16 protein-coding genes and 1 pseudogene are annotated in these 16,899 nt (G+C 68.7%); 6 read left to right on the forward strand and 11 right to left on the reverse strand.

The features are described from left to right. The first annotated feature begins 1,190 nt into the window (after positions 1-1,190). The 4 genes from GEV28_RS26100 (at position 1,191) to GEV28_RS26115 (ending at position 4,715) form a co-directional block, all read left to right on the forward strand. Entirely contained in the window at positions 1,191-1,727 is a 537-nt protein-coding gene (locus tag GEV28_RS26100; RefSeq protein ID WP_291414869.1) for a PadR family transcriptional regulator, read from the forward strand. Then, the gene (locus tag GEV28_RS26105; RefSeq protein WP_291414870.1) at positions 1,724-2,461 is read left to right on the forward strand and encodes an ABC transporter ATP-binding protein; all 738 of its coding nucleotides are present in this window, start codon (positions 1,724-1,726) and stop codon (positions 2,459-2,461) included. Before GEV28_RS26100 ends, GEV28_RS26105 begins: the two co-directional genes overlap by 4 nt. 5 nt (positions 2,462-2,466) lie before the next feature. Continuing rightward, positions 2,467-4,356: an FtsX-like permease family protein gene (locus GEV28_RS26110; RefSeq protein WP_291414871.1), complete on the forward strand. Its 1,890-nt coding sequence runs from the start codon at positions 2,467-2,469 to the stop codon at positions 4,354-4,356. A 182-nt stretch (positions 4,357-4,538) separates the two neighbouring features. Beyond that, positions 4,539-4,715, forward strand: a complete 177-nt coding sequence (locus tag GEV28_RS26115) for a hypothetical protein (RefSeq protein WP_291414872.1) — start codon at positions 4,539-4,541, stop codon at positions 4,713-4,715. Positions 4,716-4,764: 49 nt separating this feature from the next. Here GEV28_RS26115 and GEV28_RS26120 read toward each other — a convergent pair whose 3' ends face one another. The 7 genes and pseudogenes from GEV28_RS26120 to GEV28_RS26150 form a co-directional block, all read right to left on the reverse strand. Further along, the gene (locus tag GEV28_RS26120) at positions 4,765-5,106 is read right to left on the reverse strand and encodes a VOC family protein (RefSeq protein WP_291414873.1); all 342 of its coding nucleotides are present in this window, start codon (positions 5,104-5,106) and stop codon (positions 4,765-4,767) included. A gap of 66 nt (positions 5,107-5,172) precedes the next feature. After that, entirely contained in the window at positions 5,173-5,610 is a 438-nt protein-coding gene (locus GEV28_RS26125) for a hypothetical protein (protein WP_291414874.1), read from the reverse strand. Between the two features lie 387 nt (positions 5,611-5,997). Then, a pseudogene (locus tag GEV28_RS26130) lies at positions 5,998-6,991 on the reverse strand (RNA polymerase sigma factor). Positions 6,992-7,218: 227 nt separating this feature from the next. Next, the gene (locus GEV28_RS26135) at positions 7,219-7,797 is read right to left on the reverse strand and encodes a cation transporter (protein WP_291414875.1); all 579 of its coding nucleotides are present in this window, start codon (positions 7,795-7,797) and stop codon (positions 7,219-7,221) included. A gap of 140 nt (positions 7,798-7,937) precedes the next feature. Next, positions 7,938-8,300 (reverse strand): helix-turn-helix transcriptional regulator, encoded by a 363-nt coding sequence (locus GEV28_RS26140; protein WP_291414876.1) that lies wholly within the window; start codon positions 8,298-8,300, stop codon positions 7,938-7,940. Positions 8,301-8,308: 8 nt separating this feature from the next. After that, positions 8,309-9,721 (reverse strand): MFS transporter, encoded by a 1,413-nt coding sequence (locus tag GEV28_RS26145; protein ID WP_291414877.1) that lies wholly within the window; start codon positions 9,719-9,721, stop codon positions 8,309-8,311. Further along, positions 9,718-11,061, reverse strand: a complete 1,344-nt coding sequence (locus GEV28_RS26150; RefSeq protein WP_291414878.1) for an MBL fold metallo-hydrolase — start codon at positions 11,059-11,061, stop codon at positions 9,718-9,720. The genes GEV28_RS26145 and GEV28_RS26150 overlap by 4 nt, the downstream gene beginning before the upstream one ends. A 61-nt stretch (positions 11,062-11,122) precedes the next feature. On the opposite strand from GEV28_RS26150, the gene GEV28_RS26155 reads away from it, so the two are divergent. Continuing rightward, positions 11,123-11,776 carry a metalloregulator ArsR/SmtB family transcription factor gene (locus tag GEV28_RS26155; RefSeq protein ID WP_291414879.1) on the forward strand — a complete coding sequence of 218 codons (654 nt, stop codon included), beginning with the start codon at positions 11,123-11,125 and terminating at the stop codon, positions 11,774-11,776. Here the strand turns inward: GEV28_RS26155 and GEV28_RS26160 are convergent. Next, a complete protein-coding gene (locus tag GEV28_RS26160; protein WP_291414880.1) occupies positions 11,759-12,409 on the reverse strand; it encodes a class I SAM-dependent methyltransferase in 651 nt (216 codons plus the stop codon). The two genes, GEV28_RS26155 and GEV28_RS26160, sit on opposite strands and share 18 nt — an antisense overlap. Before the next feature lie 5 nt (positions 12,410-12,414). Continuing rightward, on the reverse strand, positions 12,415-13,581 hold the full coding sequence (locus tag GEV28_RS26165) for a cytochrome P450 (RefSeq protein ID WP_291414881.1): 1,167 nt from the start codon (positions 13,579-13,581) through the stop codon (positions 12,415-12,417). A gap of 90 nt (positions 13,582-13,671) precedes the next feature. Here GEV28_RS26165 and GEV28_RS26170 point away from each other — a divergent pair, with 90 nt between their 5' ends. After that, positions 13,672-14,280, forward strand: a complete 609-nt coding sequence (locus tag GEV28_RS26170; RefSeq protein WP_291414882.1) for a TetR/AcrR family transcriptional regulator — start codon at positions 13,672-13,674, stop codon at positions 14,278-14,280. A 17-nt stretch (positions 14,281-14,297) separates the two neighbouring features. Here GEV28_RS26170 and GEV28_RS26175 read toward each other — a convergent pair whose 3' ends face one another. Then, positions 14,298-14,681, reverse strand: coding sequence for a hypothetical protein (locus GEV28_RS26175; protein WP_291414883.1), 384 nt, complete (start codon positions 14,679-14,681; stop codon positions 14,298-14,300). Positions 14,682-14,941: 260 nt separating this feature from the next. Then, entirely contained in the window at positions 14,942-16,774 is a 1,833-nt protein-coding gene (locus GEV28_RS26180; protein WP_291414884.1) for a hypothetical protein, read from the reverse strand. Positions 16,775-16,899 lie beyond the last annotated feature (125 nt).

Genomic DNA, 16,899 nt, shown 5'->3' on the forward strand with positions numbered 1-16,899 from the left:
CCGCACGCCTCGCTGTCTCCCGAGCTGGCGACTGTGCCTATGCGTCAGAGAGACATCTTGGACGACTGATCAGTTCAGGGCTTGTCCGCGACCATGTCTGCACACCTCCTTCCGCGACGGAACGATCCGGGTGAGCAATGCCCCGGATGTTTGGGACGAACACCATGGCGCCGACAGGGTTGTTGCGCGGTGGCGGCGAACCCAGCCGCGACCAGCGACTCCTGCGCGTGGATGACCAGTCGGCGTAGTGCGAGTGCGCAATCGGCGGAGTCGCAAGTGTGAACAGCCGTAATTGTTCGCACCCTTTCAGCAAAATGGCGATCTCCGGCGACATGGGCGCAGCACAAATTCTCCCCCCAGGGGTTAGTACTGTTTGCCGTCTCAGCCCTATTCGACAGCGAGGTGGAGCGTACGACAGTTTTCGCACGCTGAGAAGACGGAAAATAGGCGAGCGCTCAGTGTAGTCATCGTACTACTCTTGGTTTGATCGACTGCTGCGCGACCTCACAATCCGTCGCGGTTGCGCGGATTCTCGTCTCATTCTGTGGTTGCGTCCGTTCGCCTCATCACATGGGTCGAAATGGAGTATCGACAACGGCGTGCTCAATAGCTAGAGCCGTTTCCCGCCTTCGACAGCAATTGAGACGACCGGGAAAAAAAGAGCTCACCGGGCGGCACGAAATGGTGAACCGGTGGTGAGCGGTGCTGCCTGGCCGAGGTCGATGATGGGGCATGGCGATCGATCGTGCGTGCCGTACCGCGCGGGCGCGGCGTCGCGGTACGTCGCGGGCCACTGGGGTGTGGCGAGCAGCATCGACCGTCTGGCGGCTAGAACGACCCGTCTCGTGATCAGCACTCATGGGTTCGGCCATGGCCGCCTCGCTGAAGCCGACCCGCTCTACCTCGCCAGTTGTGCGCCTGGCGCTTGTCACATGGCGTCCCGTTCGTCGCCCATCCATGGACGGCTCCTCGCGGCCACGACGTCAAGTCCGGTGATTCCGGCTGTTCGCCAAACTGCCGGTTCAGGACGTCGCTGACCGGCTGTACAAGACGCCGGGACTACAGCCGGTTCAACTCATGGCGCAGCTGGGGTCACGCGTTCGCAGCCAAGTCCACGGGCTTGCCAACCCCATGAGATGACCGTTACGCTCGCGGCTAACCGTTAGGGCTAACCGTTAGATTGGAGCTCCGTGCGGCAGGAAGTGGTGTTGGCGATGCTCGCGAAGGAGCCATCGCACGGGTACGAGCTGCGCGCGCGGCTGGGCCAGGCGCTCGGCCCGCTCGGGGACGCGATGAACGCCGGGCAGATCTACGTCACGCTGACGCGGCTGGAAAAGGCGGGCCTGGTGGCGGCCGAGCGGTCGACCACGGTGGCGGACCGGTCGGACCGGTCGGACCGCAAGATGTACGCGCTGACCTCGAACGGCCAGCAACGACTCGCCGAGTGGCTGGCGGAGGTGGGTTGGCCCAAACCCGACCTCGCGGAGTTCCATCTCAAGCTGGTTGCGGCCGCGGCGGCCGGGCTGGCTGACCCGCTCACCATCGTGGACACGCAGCGCCGCGAGCTGCTGCGCCGACTGCGCGACGCCCAGCGCGCGGCGATGGCCGAGCCGGACCGCTCGGACGCCGCGCTGTTGTTGGAAGGCGTCGTGCTCCGGCTGCAGGCGGACCTGCGCTGGCTCGAGGCATGCGAACAGACGTGGACTGTCCGAAGGAGTGGATCGTGAGCCACACCCCCGTGCTGCGCACCCGCGGGTTGCGCAAGGAGTACGGCACCGGAGAAGGACTCGTGCGCGCCGTCGATGGGGTCGACCTCGATGTCGCCCCCGGAGAGACGGTGGCGGTGATGGGGCCCAGCGGCTGCGGGAAGTCGACACTGCTGCACCTGCTCGGGGGGCTGGACCGGCCCTCGGGTGGAGAGGTGTCGCTGAACGGCCGTCGCATCGACGACATCGGTGAGAAGGCCCTGGCCCGGATGCGGCGGACTGCCGTCGGCTTCGTCTTCCAGGCCTTTCACCTGATGGAGGAACTCACCGCCGTGGAGAACGTCGAGCTGCCGGCGCTGCTGGCCGGACGCTCGCCGCGGGCGGCCAGACGGCGTGCGGAGGAGCTGCTGGAGCAGGTCGGACTCACCGACCGGGCGCGGTTCCTGCCCTCAGCGCTGTCCGGCGGCCAGCGGCAGCGCGTCGCGATCGCCCGGGCGTTGAGCAACGAACCGTTGGTCGTACTCGCCGACGAACCCACCGGAAATCTGGACAGCGCCGCCACCCTGGACGTCCTCAGGCTCTTCCAGAGCCTGCACGAGTCCGGGCAGACGCTGGTCATCGTCACCCACGACGCACGGATCGCGGCAACCGCAGACCGGCTGATCTCGATGCGCGACGGCGCGTTCGTCGACGAGACCAGGTTGTCCGGTGGCACCACCGGGCAGCTCGGTGCGCTCGTCGGGCTGGCGGACTGAAGGCGATGGGCCGAATCCTGCTCGTGGGCCGTCTCGCCGTGCGTGACCTGCGGCGGCGCCGCATCGAGGCCGCGCTTCTGCTGCTTGCCATCATGGCGGCCACCACGACGTTGACGCTCGGGCTCGTCCTGCGCGACGCGGCCAGCGACCCGTACCAGAGCACCCGGGAGGCGACCAACGGACCCGACGTGGTCGCCAGCGTCGCGCCGTATCCCAGTGAGCTCCCCGACGATCCCGCCGAGCTCGTCCTCGACCAGCCGGCCAGGCTTTCCGGCCTCGAGGAACTGGCCAGCGCTCCCGGCGTCATCGACCACAGCGGACCGTACCCGGTCACCGCGGCTGAACTTCAGACATCCGGTCGTACGTCAGATGTGCAGGCCGTGGGGCGCGACGCCGCGCCCGCTTCGGTCGACCAGCCCGAGCTGATACAGGGCAGCTGGGTCAGCGATGGCGGCGTGGTGGTCGAGGCCGCCTTCGCCAACGCGCTCGATGTGCGCGTCGGTGATCCGGTCACTCTGGACGGCCGGTCGTTCGAGGTCGTCGGCGTGGCGGTCACCGCCGCCATGCCGCCCTATCCGGAGTCGTCCTGCTTTTCTCCCACGGGATGCGTGAGCGGTGCGACTCCCGAGGAGCTATCCGAGCTTCCTCCGGGCCTGTTACAGAGTCCAGGTCTGGTCTGGCTCACCGAGGCGGATGTGCGGAGCCTCACCACCGATTCAGATTCCCTGTCCTACGTGATGAACCTGAAGCTGGCGGACCCGGACAGTGCCCAGGCGTTCGTCGACGCATACCTCCCGGAGAGCCTGGACGCTCCAGGCCTGGAGTCCTGGGAGGACATCCTCGGCGAGGCCACCACACTGGCCAGAGACGCCCAGATCCTTCTGATGATTGGAGCCTGGCTGCTTGGTCTGCTCGCCGTGGCCAGTGTCTCGGTGCTGGTCGGCGGCCGGATGGCCGACCAGACCAGACGCGTCGGACTCCTCAAGGCGGTCGGCGGTACACCGAGGCTGGTCGCTGCCGTGCTGCTCGCGGAGTATGTCCTCGTGGCCGTCGTCGCGGCTGCGGCTGGGTTGGCGGTCGGATCGCTGACCGCTCCGTTGCTTGCCGAGTCCAGCGCCGGCCTCATCGGCAGCGCGGGCACGCCGCCGATCACCATGTCCACGGTCGGTTTGGTGACCGCCGTGGCACTCGGAGTCGCGGCGGTCGCGACCTTCGTGCCTGCCGTGCGCGCCGCCAGCACCAGCACCGTCCACGCGCTGGCCGACTCGGCCCGCCCACCCCGCCGCACCGGCTGGCTGATCGCGATCTCGGCGCGACTGCCGGTCCCGCTGCTTCTCGCCTTGCGGGTCGCCGCCCGCCGGCCGCGCCGCATCGTGCTGGGTGTGGTCAGTATCGCGATCGCGGTCAGCGGGATCTTCGTCGCGCTGGTACTCAACGCCTTCCTCACTACCCAACCACCCGCCGGATATGACGCTGCTCAGGTGGAGCTGCTGCGCCAGGTGCTCCTGATCGTGATGGTCATACTGCTCTCCCTGGCGGCGGTCAACGCCATCTTCATCACCTGGGCGACGGTGCTCGACAACCGGCATTCCTCCGCGCTGGCGCGCGCCCTCGGCGCAACCCCTCGTGAAGTGAGTGCAGCGCTGGCGGCCGCGCAGGTGCTCCCCGCGCTCGTCGGCGCCATCCTGGGCGCTTTTCCGGGAGGCTTCGCACTGTTCCACGCCATCAACGCGATCACCGGCGGCGACAGCGACAGACCCACGCTTCCGCCGCTCTGGCAGCTGCTCGCCCTGGTGGCGGGGACCGTGCTCGTGGTGGCGTTGCTCACGACCATTCCCGCCCGCCTCGGTGCCCGCCGCCCGGTGGCGGAGATCCTGCAAGCTGAACTTGCCTGACGCTTGCGGCCACGGGTGCATGGCGGGCGGCGCGGAAGTCCTCGGTGCCGGTGTTGACCGACGAGGCTCTGGCGCGGACGACGTCGATCACCGGGCTCGGTGAGGTGCCGCTGGCCGTGGTCCTCGCGCTGCTGGTGACCGACACCACCGTGCACACGTAGGACATCGGGCACGCCCTCGGTATGGATGTGCGGCTCGAGTCGGTCCTGGTGTCGGAGGCGTTCGACTGGGCGCGGGCGAATGTGGTGCGGCGCCAGGGGTTCTTCGGACCCGAGCTCACGCCACCGGCCGGCTCCGATGAGCAGGCTCGGATGCCGGCCCACGTCGGGCGGGCCGCCTGGCAACCGGTGCCGGCCTGACGGTCCGGCGTGGGACGAGACCGGGTGGTCAGGCCGGCACCGACGCCGGTCAGCTCCGCGGTGTGGGTTCGTAGAGGCTGAACGGGGTGCCCTGGTCGTCGCGGCAGTGGACGATCCGGCCGACGTCGGGCACGGCCTGGATGTCCTCGGCAGTGCCGCCGAGCTCGTGGACGCGTTTGGTCGACGCGTCGGCGTCGTCGGTGGCGAAGTACACCCTCGGGTGAGTGAAGTCGTCCTCGCGAGGGGCGATCGCGCCCGCCGGGCCGTTCTCGACCAGGTGGTAGTCGCCGCCGAAATCGGTGGTGTGCCAGCCGAACAGGCCGCCGTAGAAGGCACGGGCCTTGGTGGTGTCAGCGGCAGGCAGCTCGACCCAGTTGATCTCTCCGGACATCGTCCGTCCTTCCTTCGTTGGTGTGACGTTCCGGAGGACGATCGGCGGGCTGCGATCTCGACAGGGTCAGCCGGTGAACGTGCGGCCCGTTTCGAACGCCCGCAACGCGGCGCCGGTCGCGGCCGCGACCGTCATTTCGAAGATCTCGTCCTCGATGTGCCCCGCGGACCTGAGGCGGTCGATGTCGGTGTCGGTGACGCGGTAGGACGCGTCGCGGACCAGCGCCGTGTAGGACTGCCACGGTTCCGCGAGCCCATCACCGGTCGCGGCGGCTGCGCGCAGTGCGGGGTCGGTGGTTGCGGGAGCGGTGAGCACGGCGTGGCGGAGGTTCTCGACCGGATCGCCGAGGTCGGTGCGATCACCGCCGGCCAGGAGGAATCCCGGGAACCGGTAGCCGAACCGGTGCAGTGCACGGGTTCCAGTGTGGAGTTGGTCGCCGCGCAGCTCGAAACCGAACGCGTTGGCCAGCCGGTTGACGATGTCCCACACCAGGTTGACCCGCAACGCGGCCAGGATCGCATGCGCCGGCAGTTCGACACCCGGCCTCGGGGTCTCGAGGAACTCGCGGACCGCCCGCAGCTCCGGGCGGGCGGACGCCGGGTTGTCGGGGGTCGAGCTCGCCGTGGCCGGCGATGCGGGTGAGCTCGCTGTGGGACTCGACGCAGAACGGGCACCGGTGCCGCTGGGCGGTGCACATGGCCAGGTACTCCCGCTCCCCCGCCGTCCAGTACGACTCGCCGCGCATCGCCGCGACCGTGATCGGGAGCAGCGGGCGGGCGAAGAAGTCCGGTCGGTACAACAGGGTTCGCACGATGTCCGGGGTGTCCCGGCCGGTCACGGTGAAGAACAGGCGGGCGCGGAGGCGGTGCCCGCGATCGAGAATGGACAGTCTCATGTGGACTCCTGAACGTCGATTGCGAGCAGCTGGCCGGCGAGGAACCGGCGGTCGGCGGGGTTGGTCGATCAAGGTCAGCCCACCGGCGTCGGCGTCATGGTGAGCAGTGAGGTGTAGAGGACGGCGACGCGTGGCCAGTCGGTTGGCGGGGGTTGGGCGTGCAACGTGGCGATCATGGCCTGCGGTTGGTACGGCCGATCACGCCGTGCCGCAGCGCGCGGTCCAGCAGACCGACGGCTCCCGCGATCTCGGCGTGGTTCCAGCGGGCGCGGTCCTGATCGTCGAGCAGCACCACGTCGCCGGCGCGGGCGGCGGCGCGGGAGCCGTGCAGCAGGAGCAGTGCGACCAAGCCGAGTGCTTCGGGTTCGTCGGGCATGAGGGCGGCGATCAGCTTGCCGAGCCGGATCGCCTCTTCCCGCAGCTGCCGGTACTCCGGGGTGTCGGCGTCGGCAGCGTGGCCCTGCGTGAAGATCAGGTAGACGACCGCGAGGACACCGGCGAGCCGTTCGGGCAGCAGGTGGTCGGCGGGCACCGCGAGACTGATGCCGGCGTCGCGGATCTTGCGTTTCGCGCGCACCAACCGCTGCGCCAGCGTCGCCTCGCCGACCAGGAACACACGCGCGATCTGCCCGGCGGTCAGACCGGCCACGCCTGCAAAGTGAGCGCGACCCGCGCGTCCGGGGCCAGCGCAGGGTGGCAGCGGGTGAAGATCAGGCTCAACCGCTCGTCGCCGACGCTGACCAGGCGTTCCTCGTCGAATCCGGTCATCGGGGTCGATCGGGGTTCATCGGCCTGCTCCTGCCTGTCCCGACCAAGGCGCGTTCGGCGCAGCCGGTCCATCGCCCGGTTGCGGGCCACCGTGAGCAGTCACGCGACCGGGTCATCGGGCACCGCATCCGCCCAGCGATCCAGCGCCAGGGCGGACGTGTCCCGCAGCGCGTCCTCGGCGAGTTCGAAATCGCCCAGCGCGCGGACGAGCGCCGCGAGCATCCGCGCACGGTGCTCGCGGTACACCCACTCCACCACGAGTGTCGGCGTCTCGGTCACGCCTGGATCACCCGGCCGGTCAGTCAGCGGTGGCGGGCCGCTCACAGTTGTAGATCAACAGCATGTACTGCACGTGTTCTCCAGACACCGTCGCGTGGTCGGTCGAAGAGGACGACGAACAGGCCGACCGGAACTCGACAACCTTGCCCGATTTTCTTACCGGACGCCGGTCAGCAACAGTGGTGTCCCCGCCACGCCTCGCGGCCCTCCCGGACTGCCACGGCCGCGATGACAAGCCCGACAGCCGGATCGGCCCACCACCAGCCGAGCAGGCTGTTGAGCAGCAACCCGACGAGCAGCACCCCGGACAGGTAGGTGCAGAGCAGCGTCTGTTTGGAGTCGGCGACTGCACTCGCAGAACCGAGTTCACGCCCGGCGCGGCGTTGCGCGTAGGACAGGCCGGGCATCACCGCCAGCGAGACCGCGGCCAGCACGATGCCGACGGTCGAGTGGTCTGCGGTGTCAGTGCGGATCAGGGCCCGTACCGACTCGACAATGACGTACGCGGCCAGCGCGAAGAACGACAGCGCGATGACCCGCAACGCGGTCCGTTCGCGGGTTTCGTGGTCCTTCGCGGCGAACTGCCATGCCACCGCGGTGGCGGACGCGACCTCGATCACGGAGTCGAGCCCGAAGCCAATGAGCGCGGTGGACGAGGCGATGGTGCCGGCGCTGATCGCGACCACGGCCTCGATCACGTTGTAGGCGATGGTGGTGGCGACCAACAACCGGATCCGCCTGGTCAGCACCGTTCGCCGTTGCGCACTCGCCGGCGCTGGCGTAGGTGCGACGTCCGCTGCCGGTGTGTAGCACCCGTCGGCGCAGCCTGTACTGCAAGTCTCAGCCAGCGGCAGTGGCTTGGTGCTTCCGAGGTGACCTGGCTGCGCGGTCACGACACGTCCACGGACGCTCGGGTGCTGGCGGCCGGCTCCGTGTCGTCATCAGCGCAGGCATCGGTCGGTTCGACAGCGAGGACCACGTCGACAAGCTCTCGCAAGGCTTTAGCCAGGTGCGGGTCGGCGAGTTCGTAACGGACCTGCCGCCCCTGGTAAGTGGCGGCGACCAGGCCGCACCCGCGCAGGCAGGACAGGTGGTTGGACACGTTGGAGCGGGTCAGCTCGAGTTGCTCGGCCAGTTGGGCCGGATAGCCGGGCCCGTCCAGCAGGGCGACCAGGATGCGGCATCGGGTGGGGTCGGCCAACGCGCGACCGAGCCGGGCCAGCGCAGTCTCCCGCGTCTCACACGTCAGCATGGACAATACTATACAGCCTCCACTGTAATACAGCCATTGATGAATAATTGATTGGATGGTGTCGTATGGTGACGGTTGCTCTGGTGTTGTACGTGGTCTACCTGGGAACGGCGTTCGGGGTGGTGGCGTTGTCGTCGAGGTAGCTGGGTCCCTTCGGCAAGTCCACTCGGGATGGTCACGACGCCTTTCAGCTCGGGTTCGCCGCGGCGGGTATGGGTCTCGTACATGCGTACCGCGACAATCACTCCGGAGGCGGCGGTGATCGCGGCGACCACCCACACGGCGGCGCGCAGGCCCCACAGGTCGGCGACGATCCCGGCCAGCACGGCGCCGACCGCGAAGCCGCCGTCGCGCCAGAGCCGGTAGACACCGACCGCGCGGGCACGCCACGCGGGGTGAGCGACGTCGCCGATGGTGGCCAGCAGCGTCGGGTACACCAACGCGGTGCCCGCACCCAGCAGCACCGCCGCGAGCACCCACGCCGGGAACGTGTCGGCGATCGCGACGAGCGCGAGGGCGGCGGCCTGGACGAACATGCCGGCGGTGATCAGGTGCTTGCGGCCCCACCGGTCCGACAGCGGACCGGTGATCAGCTGCCCGATCCCCCACACCGCCGGGTAGACCGCGGCCAGGATCCCGATGCGGGACACCGACAGCCCGGCGGTCGCGAACAGGATCGGGAACAGGCCCCAGGCGAGGCCGTCGTTGAGGTTGTTCACCATCCCGGCCTGGCTCGCCGCCGACAGCGCGGGTTCGCGGACGCTCGTCTGGACGAAGACCTGCTTGTCGGTCAGGTCGGCGCGGGAGGTGTGCCGGGTAGCTTCCAGTTGGGCGTGGCCGCGGGTCTCGTGCACGACAAGCGCGGACAGGCCAAGGCCAAGGGCCACATAGGACAGTCCGAGCAGGAACGGGGCGGGCCGCAAGCCGTGGGCGGCGGCGAGGTAGCCGGTCGCCAGCGCGGTGCCGGCGACCGCGAGGTAGCCGGCAGCCTCGTTCAGGCCCATCGCCAGCCCGCGCCGCTCCGGGCCGGCAAGGTCGATCTTCATGATCACAGTGGTGGACCAGGTCAGGCCCTGATTGACGCCGAGCAGCACATTGGCGGCGACAACCCAGCCCCAGGACGGCGCCCAGATCAGCATCAGCGGGACCGGGATCGCGACCAGCCAACCCGCCAGCAGCACGGGCTTGCGGCCGTACCGGTCGGAGAACGTGCCGGCGACGTAGTTGGTCGCGGCCTTGGTGACACCGAACGCGAACACGTAGGTCAGCAGGAACGTGTAACCGGTCAGGTGGAAGGTCTGCTCGGCCAGCAGCGGCAGCACGGTCCGTTCCTGCCCGAGCACACCGCCGACCAGGGCGTTGACCGCGACCAGCAGGCTGAACTGGGCGAGGTTGGCCCGGATCCCCAACCGCAGACTCATCCGCCGGTCTCCAGTGAACGGTCGGCGGCCTGCGCCCAGTCATCCGGTCCGCCGGTCAGCACGGCGAGGTCGCGGTGCCCCGCGCGTTCGAGCAGGCTGGCCGCGCCCATCGCGCGTTCGCCGTGCCCGCACATCACGACGAGCGGCCCGGGTGGTGCGGCATCGGGGTGTCCGGCGAGGTCACCGAGTTCGATGTGGACGGCGTCGGGCAGGTGGCCGGCGGCGAACTCCGGTGCCTGCCTGATGTCCAGGACCCGGGCGTCGACCTGGTCGGGACCGACCAACCGGATGCTGGTGGTGGGGTGTCCCTCAGCGGTCCAGGCGTCCAGTCCGAGTTCTCCGGCGAGGTTGGTGTAACCGATCTTGGCTGCCTGCCACGCGATCTCGGCCGGGTCCTGGTCGGTGTTCCGCAAGATCACCAGTGGCGTGTCGTGTGGGGCGAGCCAACCCAGCCATGAGGCGAACACCGGCCGCAGCGGGATGGACAGCGAGTCAGGCACGTGGGCGGCCGCGAAGTCCGCCACCGGCCGCACATCAACCAGCTGCGCACCGTCGCCCAACAACGCCCGTACCGCGGTGACGCCCAACGGAGCCAATGCCGGTGCCGCACCGAACACAGCGGGGCCATGTCGGTTGATCTCCCCCAACCGCCGGAAGTACGGCGGATAACTGCCGAGCGAACTCACCAGCGCCGCCACGAAATCGTCCTCGTTCTCGTGACGCAGCAACGGGTTGGTGGCTTTCTCGCGGCCGATGGTGCTGGTGCGATCCGCGCCCGGCGGCGCCGAGCAGAACGACCCGGCGCCATGCGTGGGCCACACCGCCACGTCGTCTGGCAGCTCCGCCAGCCGCCGAAGCGACGCAAACTGCTGGCGCGCCAACGCCTCCATCTGCTCGGGCGCGACGAGGTCGGTGCGCGCGGCCGCGCCCACGATCAGCGAGCCGCCGGTGAACACCCCGACCTGCCGGTCCCCGTCCAGTAGCAGGAACGACAGGTGCTCGTGGGTGTGGCCGGGCGTGGTCATGGCCCGCAGCCGCAGCCCGCCGAGGTCGACCTCGTCCCCGTCGTGGAGTCCGGTGTGGTTGAACTCGCGGTGCCCGGCCGCGGACGCCAGCACCAGGGTGTCCTCGGTCGCAGCGAGCTGGCGGGCGCCGGAGAGGAAGTCGGCGTGCAGGTGCGTGTCGGCGGCGAACGCCAACCGCAGCCCGCGGCGCCGGGTGGCCTGCCACGCCGCGCGCAGGTCGAGGCTGACGTCCACCACCAGCGCCCGCCCATCCCCCACATCCACCAGGTAGGCGGAGTTGCCCAGCCCCTCGTCGACCAGCGGAACGAGATCCACCACAGCCACCACATCCTCTCCACCTCTGTCGTACACTATTCCATAGAAGATTGGAGAAGAGATGGGTGAGCGAGCCGCGAAGACGGCGTTGTTCGATCAGTTCGCGCGCGTGGGCAAAGCCCTGGCCAGCGGCAAGCGCCTGGAGCTGCTGGACCTGCTCGCCCAGGGTGAACGCCCGGTCGACGCGCTGGCACGGGCCGCCGAGCTGGGCGTGACGACCGCATCGGCGCACCTGCAGACCCTCAAGCAGGCCAACCTGGTGACCACCCGGCGAGACGGCACCAAGATCTACTACCGGCTGGCCGGCGCCGATGTCGCCGCGCTCTACGCGCTCCTGCGCACGGTCGCCAACGAACACCTGCCCGACGTCGAAGCCGCTCGCAGCGCCTACCTCGGACCGGACACCCAGCACGTCGACCGCGACGAACTGCTGCGCCTGGCCCGGTCCGGCGAGGTGGTCGTGCTCGACGCCCGCCCACTCGAGGAGTACGCCGCCGGCCACATTCCCGGCGCGATCTCGGTGCCCATCGACGAGCTGGCCGACCGACTCGCCGAGCTTCCGATGGACCAGGAGATCGTCGCATACTGCCGGGGCGCCTACTGCGTGTTCGCCCACGACGCCGTGCGCCTGCTCACCGAACACGGCCGGCAGGCCCGACGCCTCGCGGACGGGATGCTGGAGTGGCGCCTCGCCGACCTACCTGTCGCCCCCTGACCGGGTCGCCGTACCGAGAATGTGACTGGACGTCGGTGTTCGCATGTCCGGGAACAGGAACCGCTCGAGCCGGTCGAACGTGAAGCCCGCACTCTCGATCGCGGCAGCGGTGTCCCGGCCGGTGCGGCAGCCGCCGGCGATGCGCGGCCAGAACGTGGCGTCCATGATCCGTTGCACCCTCGCCATGGCGCGCCCTTCGGCGCGGACGTGCTCGAGGAACCGGAACTGGCCGCCCGGCACGAGAACGCGGCCGATCTCGCGCAGCGCGGCCGCCTGGTCGCGGACCGAGCAGAGCACGAGCGAACAGACGACCGCGTCAACGGTCGCGTCGTCGACCGGGAGCCGTTCGGCCAACCCGTCGACCACCTCGATCGGCACGGCGGCCTGCTCGGCCTCGGCCGCTGCGGTTCGGCGCAGCCGCGGTTCCGGCTCCACTGCGACAACGCGGGTCACCGTCGTCGGGTAGTGCAGGAAGTTCGATCCGCTTCCCGCTCCGATCTCCAGCACGGTCCCGCTCAGGTCGGCGAGCAGCGCGGCGCGGTGCTCGCCCAAACCGCCGCGTTCCATCGCGCGGGCCATCTTCGGATAGAGCCGCGCGAAGATCGGGTGATGTACGGACGTGTCACTCGCCATGCCGCTCACCATGTCACGGGCAGCGCGGTCAGCCCACGGGTCAACGTGTCCTGATGAATCGTCAGTTCCTCGACCGGCACCGCCATGCGCATCGTCGGGAAACGCGGGACGAGTTGGGCGAAGACCGCCTGGAGCTCGATGCGGGCCAGCGGCGCGCCGATGCAGTAGCGCGGGCCGTGCCCGAAGGTGAGGTGGGCGGCAGCGGGGCGGGTGACGTCGAACCGGTCCGGCTCGACGAACACGGTGCCATCGTGGTTGGCGGCGCCGTTGTCGAGCAGCACCAGATCTCCCGGATGGACGGTGACCCCGTCGATCTCGAGGTCGGTTCGCGCATAGCGGGGGATCCCGCCGCCGCCCTTGCTCGGTGCCCGCAGGATCTCCTCGACGGCGTTCGGCACCAGGCCTGGATCGTTCAGCAGCGTCTGCCACTGTTCCTGGTTGGTCAGTAGCAGCAGTGCACCGAAGCCCAGTTGGACGACGGTGGTCTCGTGTCCGGCGAACAGCAGCGCCATCGACAGCATCGCGGCTTCGTCGTCCGAGACGCCGTCGGTCGCACACAACCGGGAGATCACGTCGTCGCCAGGGGTTTTGCGCTTGCGGGCGACGAGTTCCTTGCCGTAGGCGAACAAGCTCCCCAAGCCCTGCTCGGACCGCGGTCGGTCCTGCGTGTTCGCAGCGGCCTCGGTCCACATCCGGAACTGGGTGCGATCCTCGTACGGGACACCGAGCAACTCGCAGATCACCAGGATCGGCAGCGGCAACGCGAGGGCCTCGTGCAGATCGGCAGGCGAGCCGCGCTCGGCAAGCTCATTCAGCAGCCCGGTGGTCAACGCGTCCACCCGCGGCCGCAGCGCTCGCATCAGCTTGGGCGTGAAGTGCGACTGAAGCAGTGTCCGCATGCGGGCGTTGTCGACCTGCTCGGTGTCGAAGTCGCCCAACGGGCCGCCGAACAGCGCCGAGTCGCCGGTCCGTGCCGCGCGGTCCGGATCAGGATGTGAGCGGCCGAGGCGCTCGTCGGCCAGCAGACGCCGGACCTCCGCATGCCCGGTGACCAACCACGCGTCGTCACCCGTCGCCGTGCGGATCGGATGGATCGCGCCGCTGGCCTGCAGTGACCGCAGCTCAGGCGCGACCTGGAGTGGATGTGTCTGCTCGAAGGGCAGGGCGGTCATGACAGCTCCGTTAGTTCAGTCAGTCTTGTATAAGGTGCCTTATACAAGACTACAGATACAGTGAGGGCTCGACAACGTGGGAGGGGTGTGATGAACAGCGGCGAGCAGCCCACCGGCCAGATCTCGACGAGCCGGTCCGAGCCGGTCCGTCGGATGCCTCGCGCGCAACGGCGGGAGCAGATCCTCGACGCGGCGACCAGAGCTTTCGCCCGCGCCGGGTTCACCGCCACCAGTCTCGATGATGTGGCGGGCGAAGCCGGCATCACTCCCGTGCTCCTCTACCGCCATTTCGACTCGAAGGCCGACCTCTACAGAGCGGTGCTCGACGGCGCCCGCGCCCGGCTCGCCAACACACTCGGCGAGGACGACTTCGACGAGAACACCATCGCCGCGCTCGTTCGCGCCGCGTCGGCTGACCCCGACGGGTTCCGTCTCCTGTTCCACTACGCCGCCCGCGAGCCTGAGTTTCGCGACATCACGGACGCCCTCGCCATGAACTCAACCGAGGTCGCCCACCGGAACCTCATCACGACTCTCCCCGACGGCCCGTGGACCCAGTGGGCCGCTCGGCTGCTACCAACTCTCGCCACCGAAGCCGTCATCGCCTGGCTCGACATCGGTCAGCCCGACCCCGACCACGCCGCCGACCGCATCAGCCAAGCCGTCCACGGCGTCATCCAAGCCGCCCACTCACGGTGACCACCTTGTCTCCGTCCTCAGTTAGGGCGCACCCGTGTCGAGGCAGCAGCTTCGTGGTGCGATCGCACCCTCAGAAGCGGCACGGTGAAGATCGTGGACGACCTCTCCTGCCCGGAAATGCCGTGTTCCTCGACGAGTACGTCCAGGAGTGTGTCCTGCCCACCAGGACCGTCGACCTGCCGGCAGGAATCATGGACGTTGGACTTGCTCCCGTGCTTCGATCCCGGACGCTCTGGGCCGCCTGGTATGCGTGAGGGCAAAAGAAGGTCGCCGTGCAGGCGGCCGTAGACGCCAAACGATCGGCGGATGCAGCGGCCGAGGTTGCTGACATCGAGCGCGAACGGCGCGCCGACGAACGCGCCGACGCGGATCGCAACCGTGTTCGGTTCGAACTCCGGCACGAAGGCGGCCAGCCACGGTCGGCGAAGCTGTACGGTCCATAGTGGAGTTTCTCCCGGTATCGGGACGCGGACAGGAACAGGACGCTGTCCTCGGATACTTCCAGGACAGCGGTTTACGTGACACTCATGGTCGCGCGGGATCCCTGTGACGTTGATCTGTGAGAGGACCACTTCGTAGCAGGGATCCCGCGCTCTCACATGGATCGCTTCCGGCGCACCCTCAAGATCACACAGCGTCGCCAATCGTTACCCCGAATGCCTCAGTGGTCGAGGACGTACAGCTCGCCGTTGTTCTGTGCGTATATCCGGCCGTGGGAGTCGAGGGAGACGGGTGTGTAGGCCGAGGCGACGGTTTTGGACAGGAACACTTTCTCGCGCTGGTTGCCGTCGCTGTCGATGACGTAGAAGTTGCCGTCCTCGGACAGGCCGTACACGGTGCCGTCGCGATCCACCGCCGGAGCGCTGATGCACCACTCGAATCCGTTCGGATGCGTCCCGTCGTCGACGCAGGTGATGGTGCCGTCCGGAGCGCGCTCGCAGGTCCTGGTCTCGGTGTTGGTGTATGACCATTCCTTGGTCAGGTCGGCGTCGAGCCGGGTGACGTTGAACGGACCGCCGGAAACGTAGTGGTTGTCCTTGATGACCAGCGAGTAGGTGCCGTCGTGCCGGTACACGGCCGGCGTGATGTCCAAGCCGAAGTCGTAGTTGGTCACATAGTGGCCATCGCGGTCGAACTTCATCAGGTGCCCGCGGAAACCGTTGTAGCTGTTGCTTGCCCCGTACACCACGCTGCCGTCGGGCAGCGCCACCGGTGACGCCGAGCTACCGTCGGTCACGCTGGGAGCCGGCGGCAGGTTGGTGTACGGGTCGACGCCGAGGGCGGTGCCGGGGCGGCAGTCGAAGGGTCCGTTGCCGTATGGGGCGAGCACGCCGCAGCCGTCGTTGAGAATGCCACGCAGCGACGTGGCCCACTTCAGGCTGAGGTCGGGGTTGAGCGCGACCATGTACCCGTAGTGCTCTCCACCGGTGTTGTGCGCGCGGGTGACGGTGAAGATGGTGCCGTCCGGGCCGATCGCCGGAGCCTGGCTGAGCCCGGCGCGCTGGGACAGGCACGGCTGCTGCGGGGGCAGTGTCGGTGATCCGTCGGGTTGTGGTGGCGGCGGGAACGGCCGTTCGGCGCCCGTCTGCAGGAACGTCCCGTAACACAGGTCCGTCGGACGCGGCGCGCCGGGAATGAGCGTGCGGTAGTCGACCATGCTCGTCTTCCGGTCCCGGGTGACCCGCACCAGCCAGCCGTGCCCGTCGGCCGGCCCGTTCGGCGTCGGTTCGCTTTTGAGCACGTTGTAGAACAGGGTGCCGTGTCCGTCCAGGGTGAGGCCGCCGGAGACGAACGCCGACTCATCGATGGTGTGGCCGAACGGGTTGATCCGCCGCACCACCCGACCACTGCCCTTGGCAAGCTGGAAGACGGTCCCACCCGCGCCGGGAACGTAAACGAAGTCCTCGCTCATCGCGGACTGGAACAGCCCCTCGATCCCGAGGATGCTCGGTTTCCAGTCCGAAGTGAACGTCCAAGTCGGGATCAGCCGGTCGTGCCGCCAGCGCAGCGCCCGCACAGACCACGTCTGTCGCTTCAGGTTCTCCGGATCGCGCCCGCACGGCGCAGGCTCTCCGGAGCCAGGCGGGTCGCAACTGACGTACGAACCGCCCTTTCGCAGCACGAACACGTTCCCATCACCGTCGACGAGCGGCACCGGAACGTGCACCGGGATTGCGCCGCCCTCGGCGACCTCCTGCTCGGCGAAAGGATCGACCACCGTGTGCGCCAGCAGTTGCAGGTCACGCTGACCACGCGTGCACAACTGCCCAGTGTGCGCGGCATTCTGACCCCACTGTGTCCAATCGCAATCACTGACCCGGTCATCGGCGGCGGCGGCCGGAGCCACTCCGGACACCATCAGCACGACACCGGCGATCGCGAGACAAGCACGTAACGGCACGGCACAGTCCTCCCAGTAGCTACAAACGGTCCGACGAATCAGTAAATCAGCGCCACGGCTCCCAAAGGTCGCGATCGAGTCGCAACCGCGCACAGCCGCCGGGCACCAGTCGGTGACTCATCAACTCCGTCACCGGTCCATGCCGTGCCGGCGGCCGTCGCCGTACTGTCCGATATGGACCGGTCGTTCGGCAGCACTCGTGCTGTGCGCAACGCTCG

The sequence above is a fragment of the Actinophytocola sp. genome (genome assembly GCF_009379765.1).
In the GTDB taxonomy this organism is placed as follows: domain Bacteria; phylum Actinomycetota; class Actinomycetes; order Mycobacteriales; family Pseudonocardiaceae; genus Actinophytocola.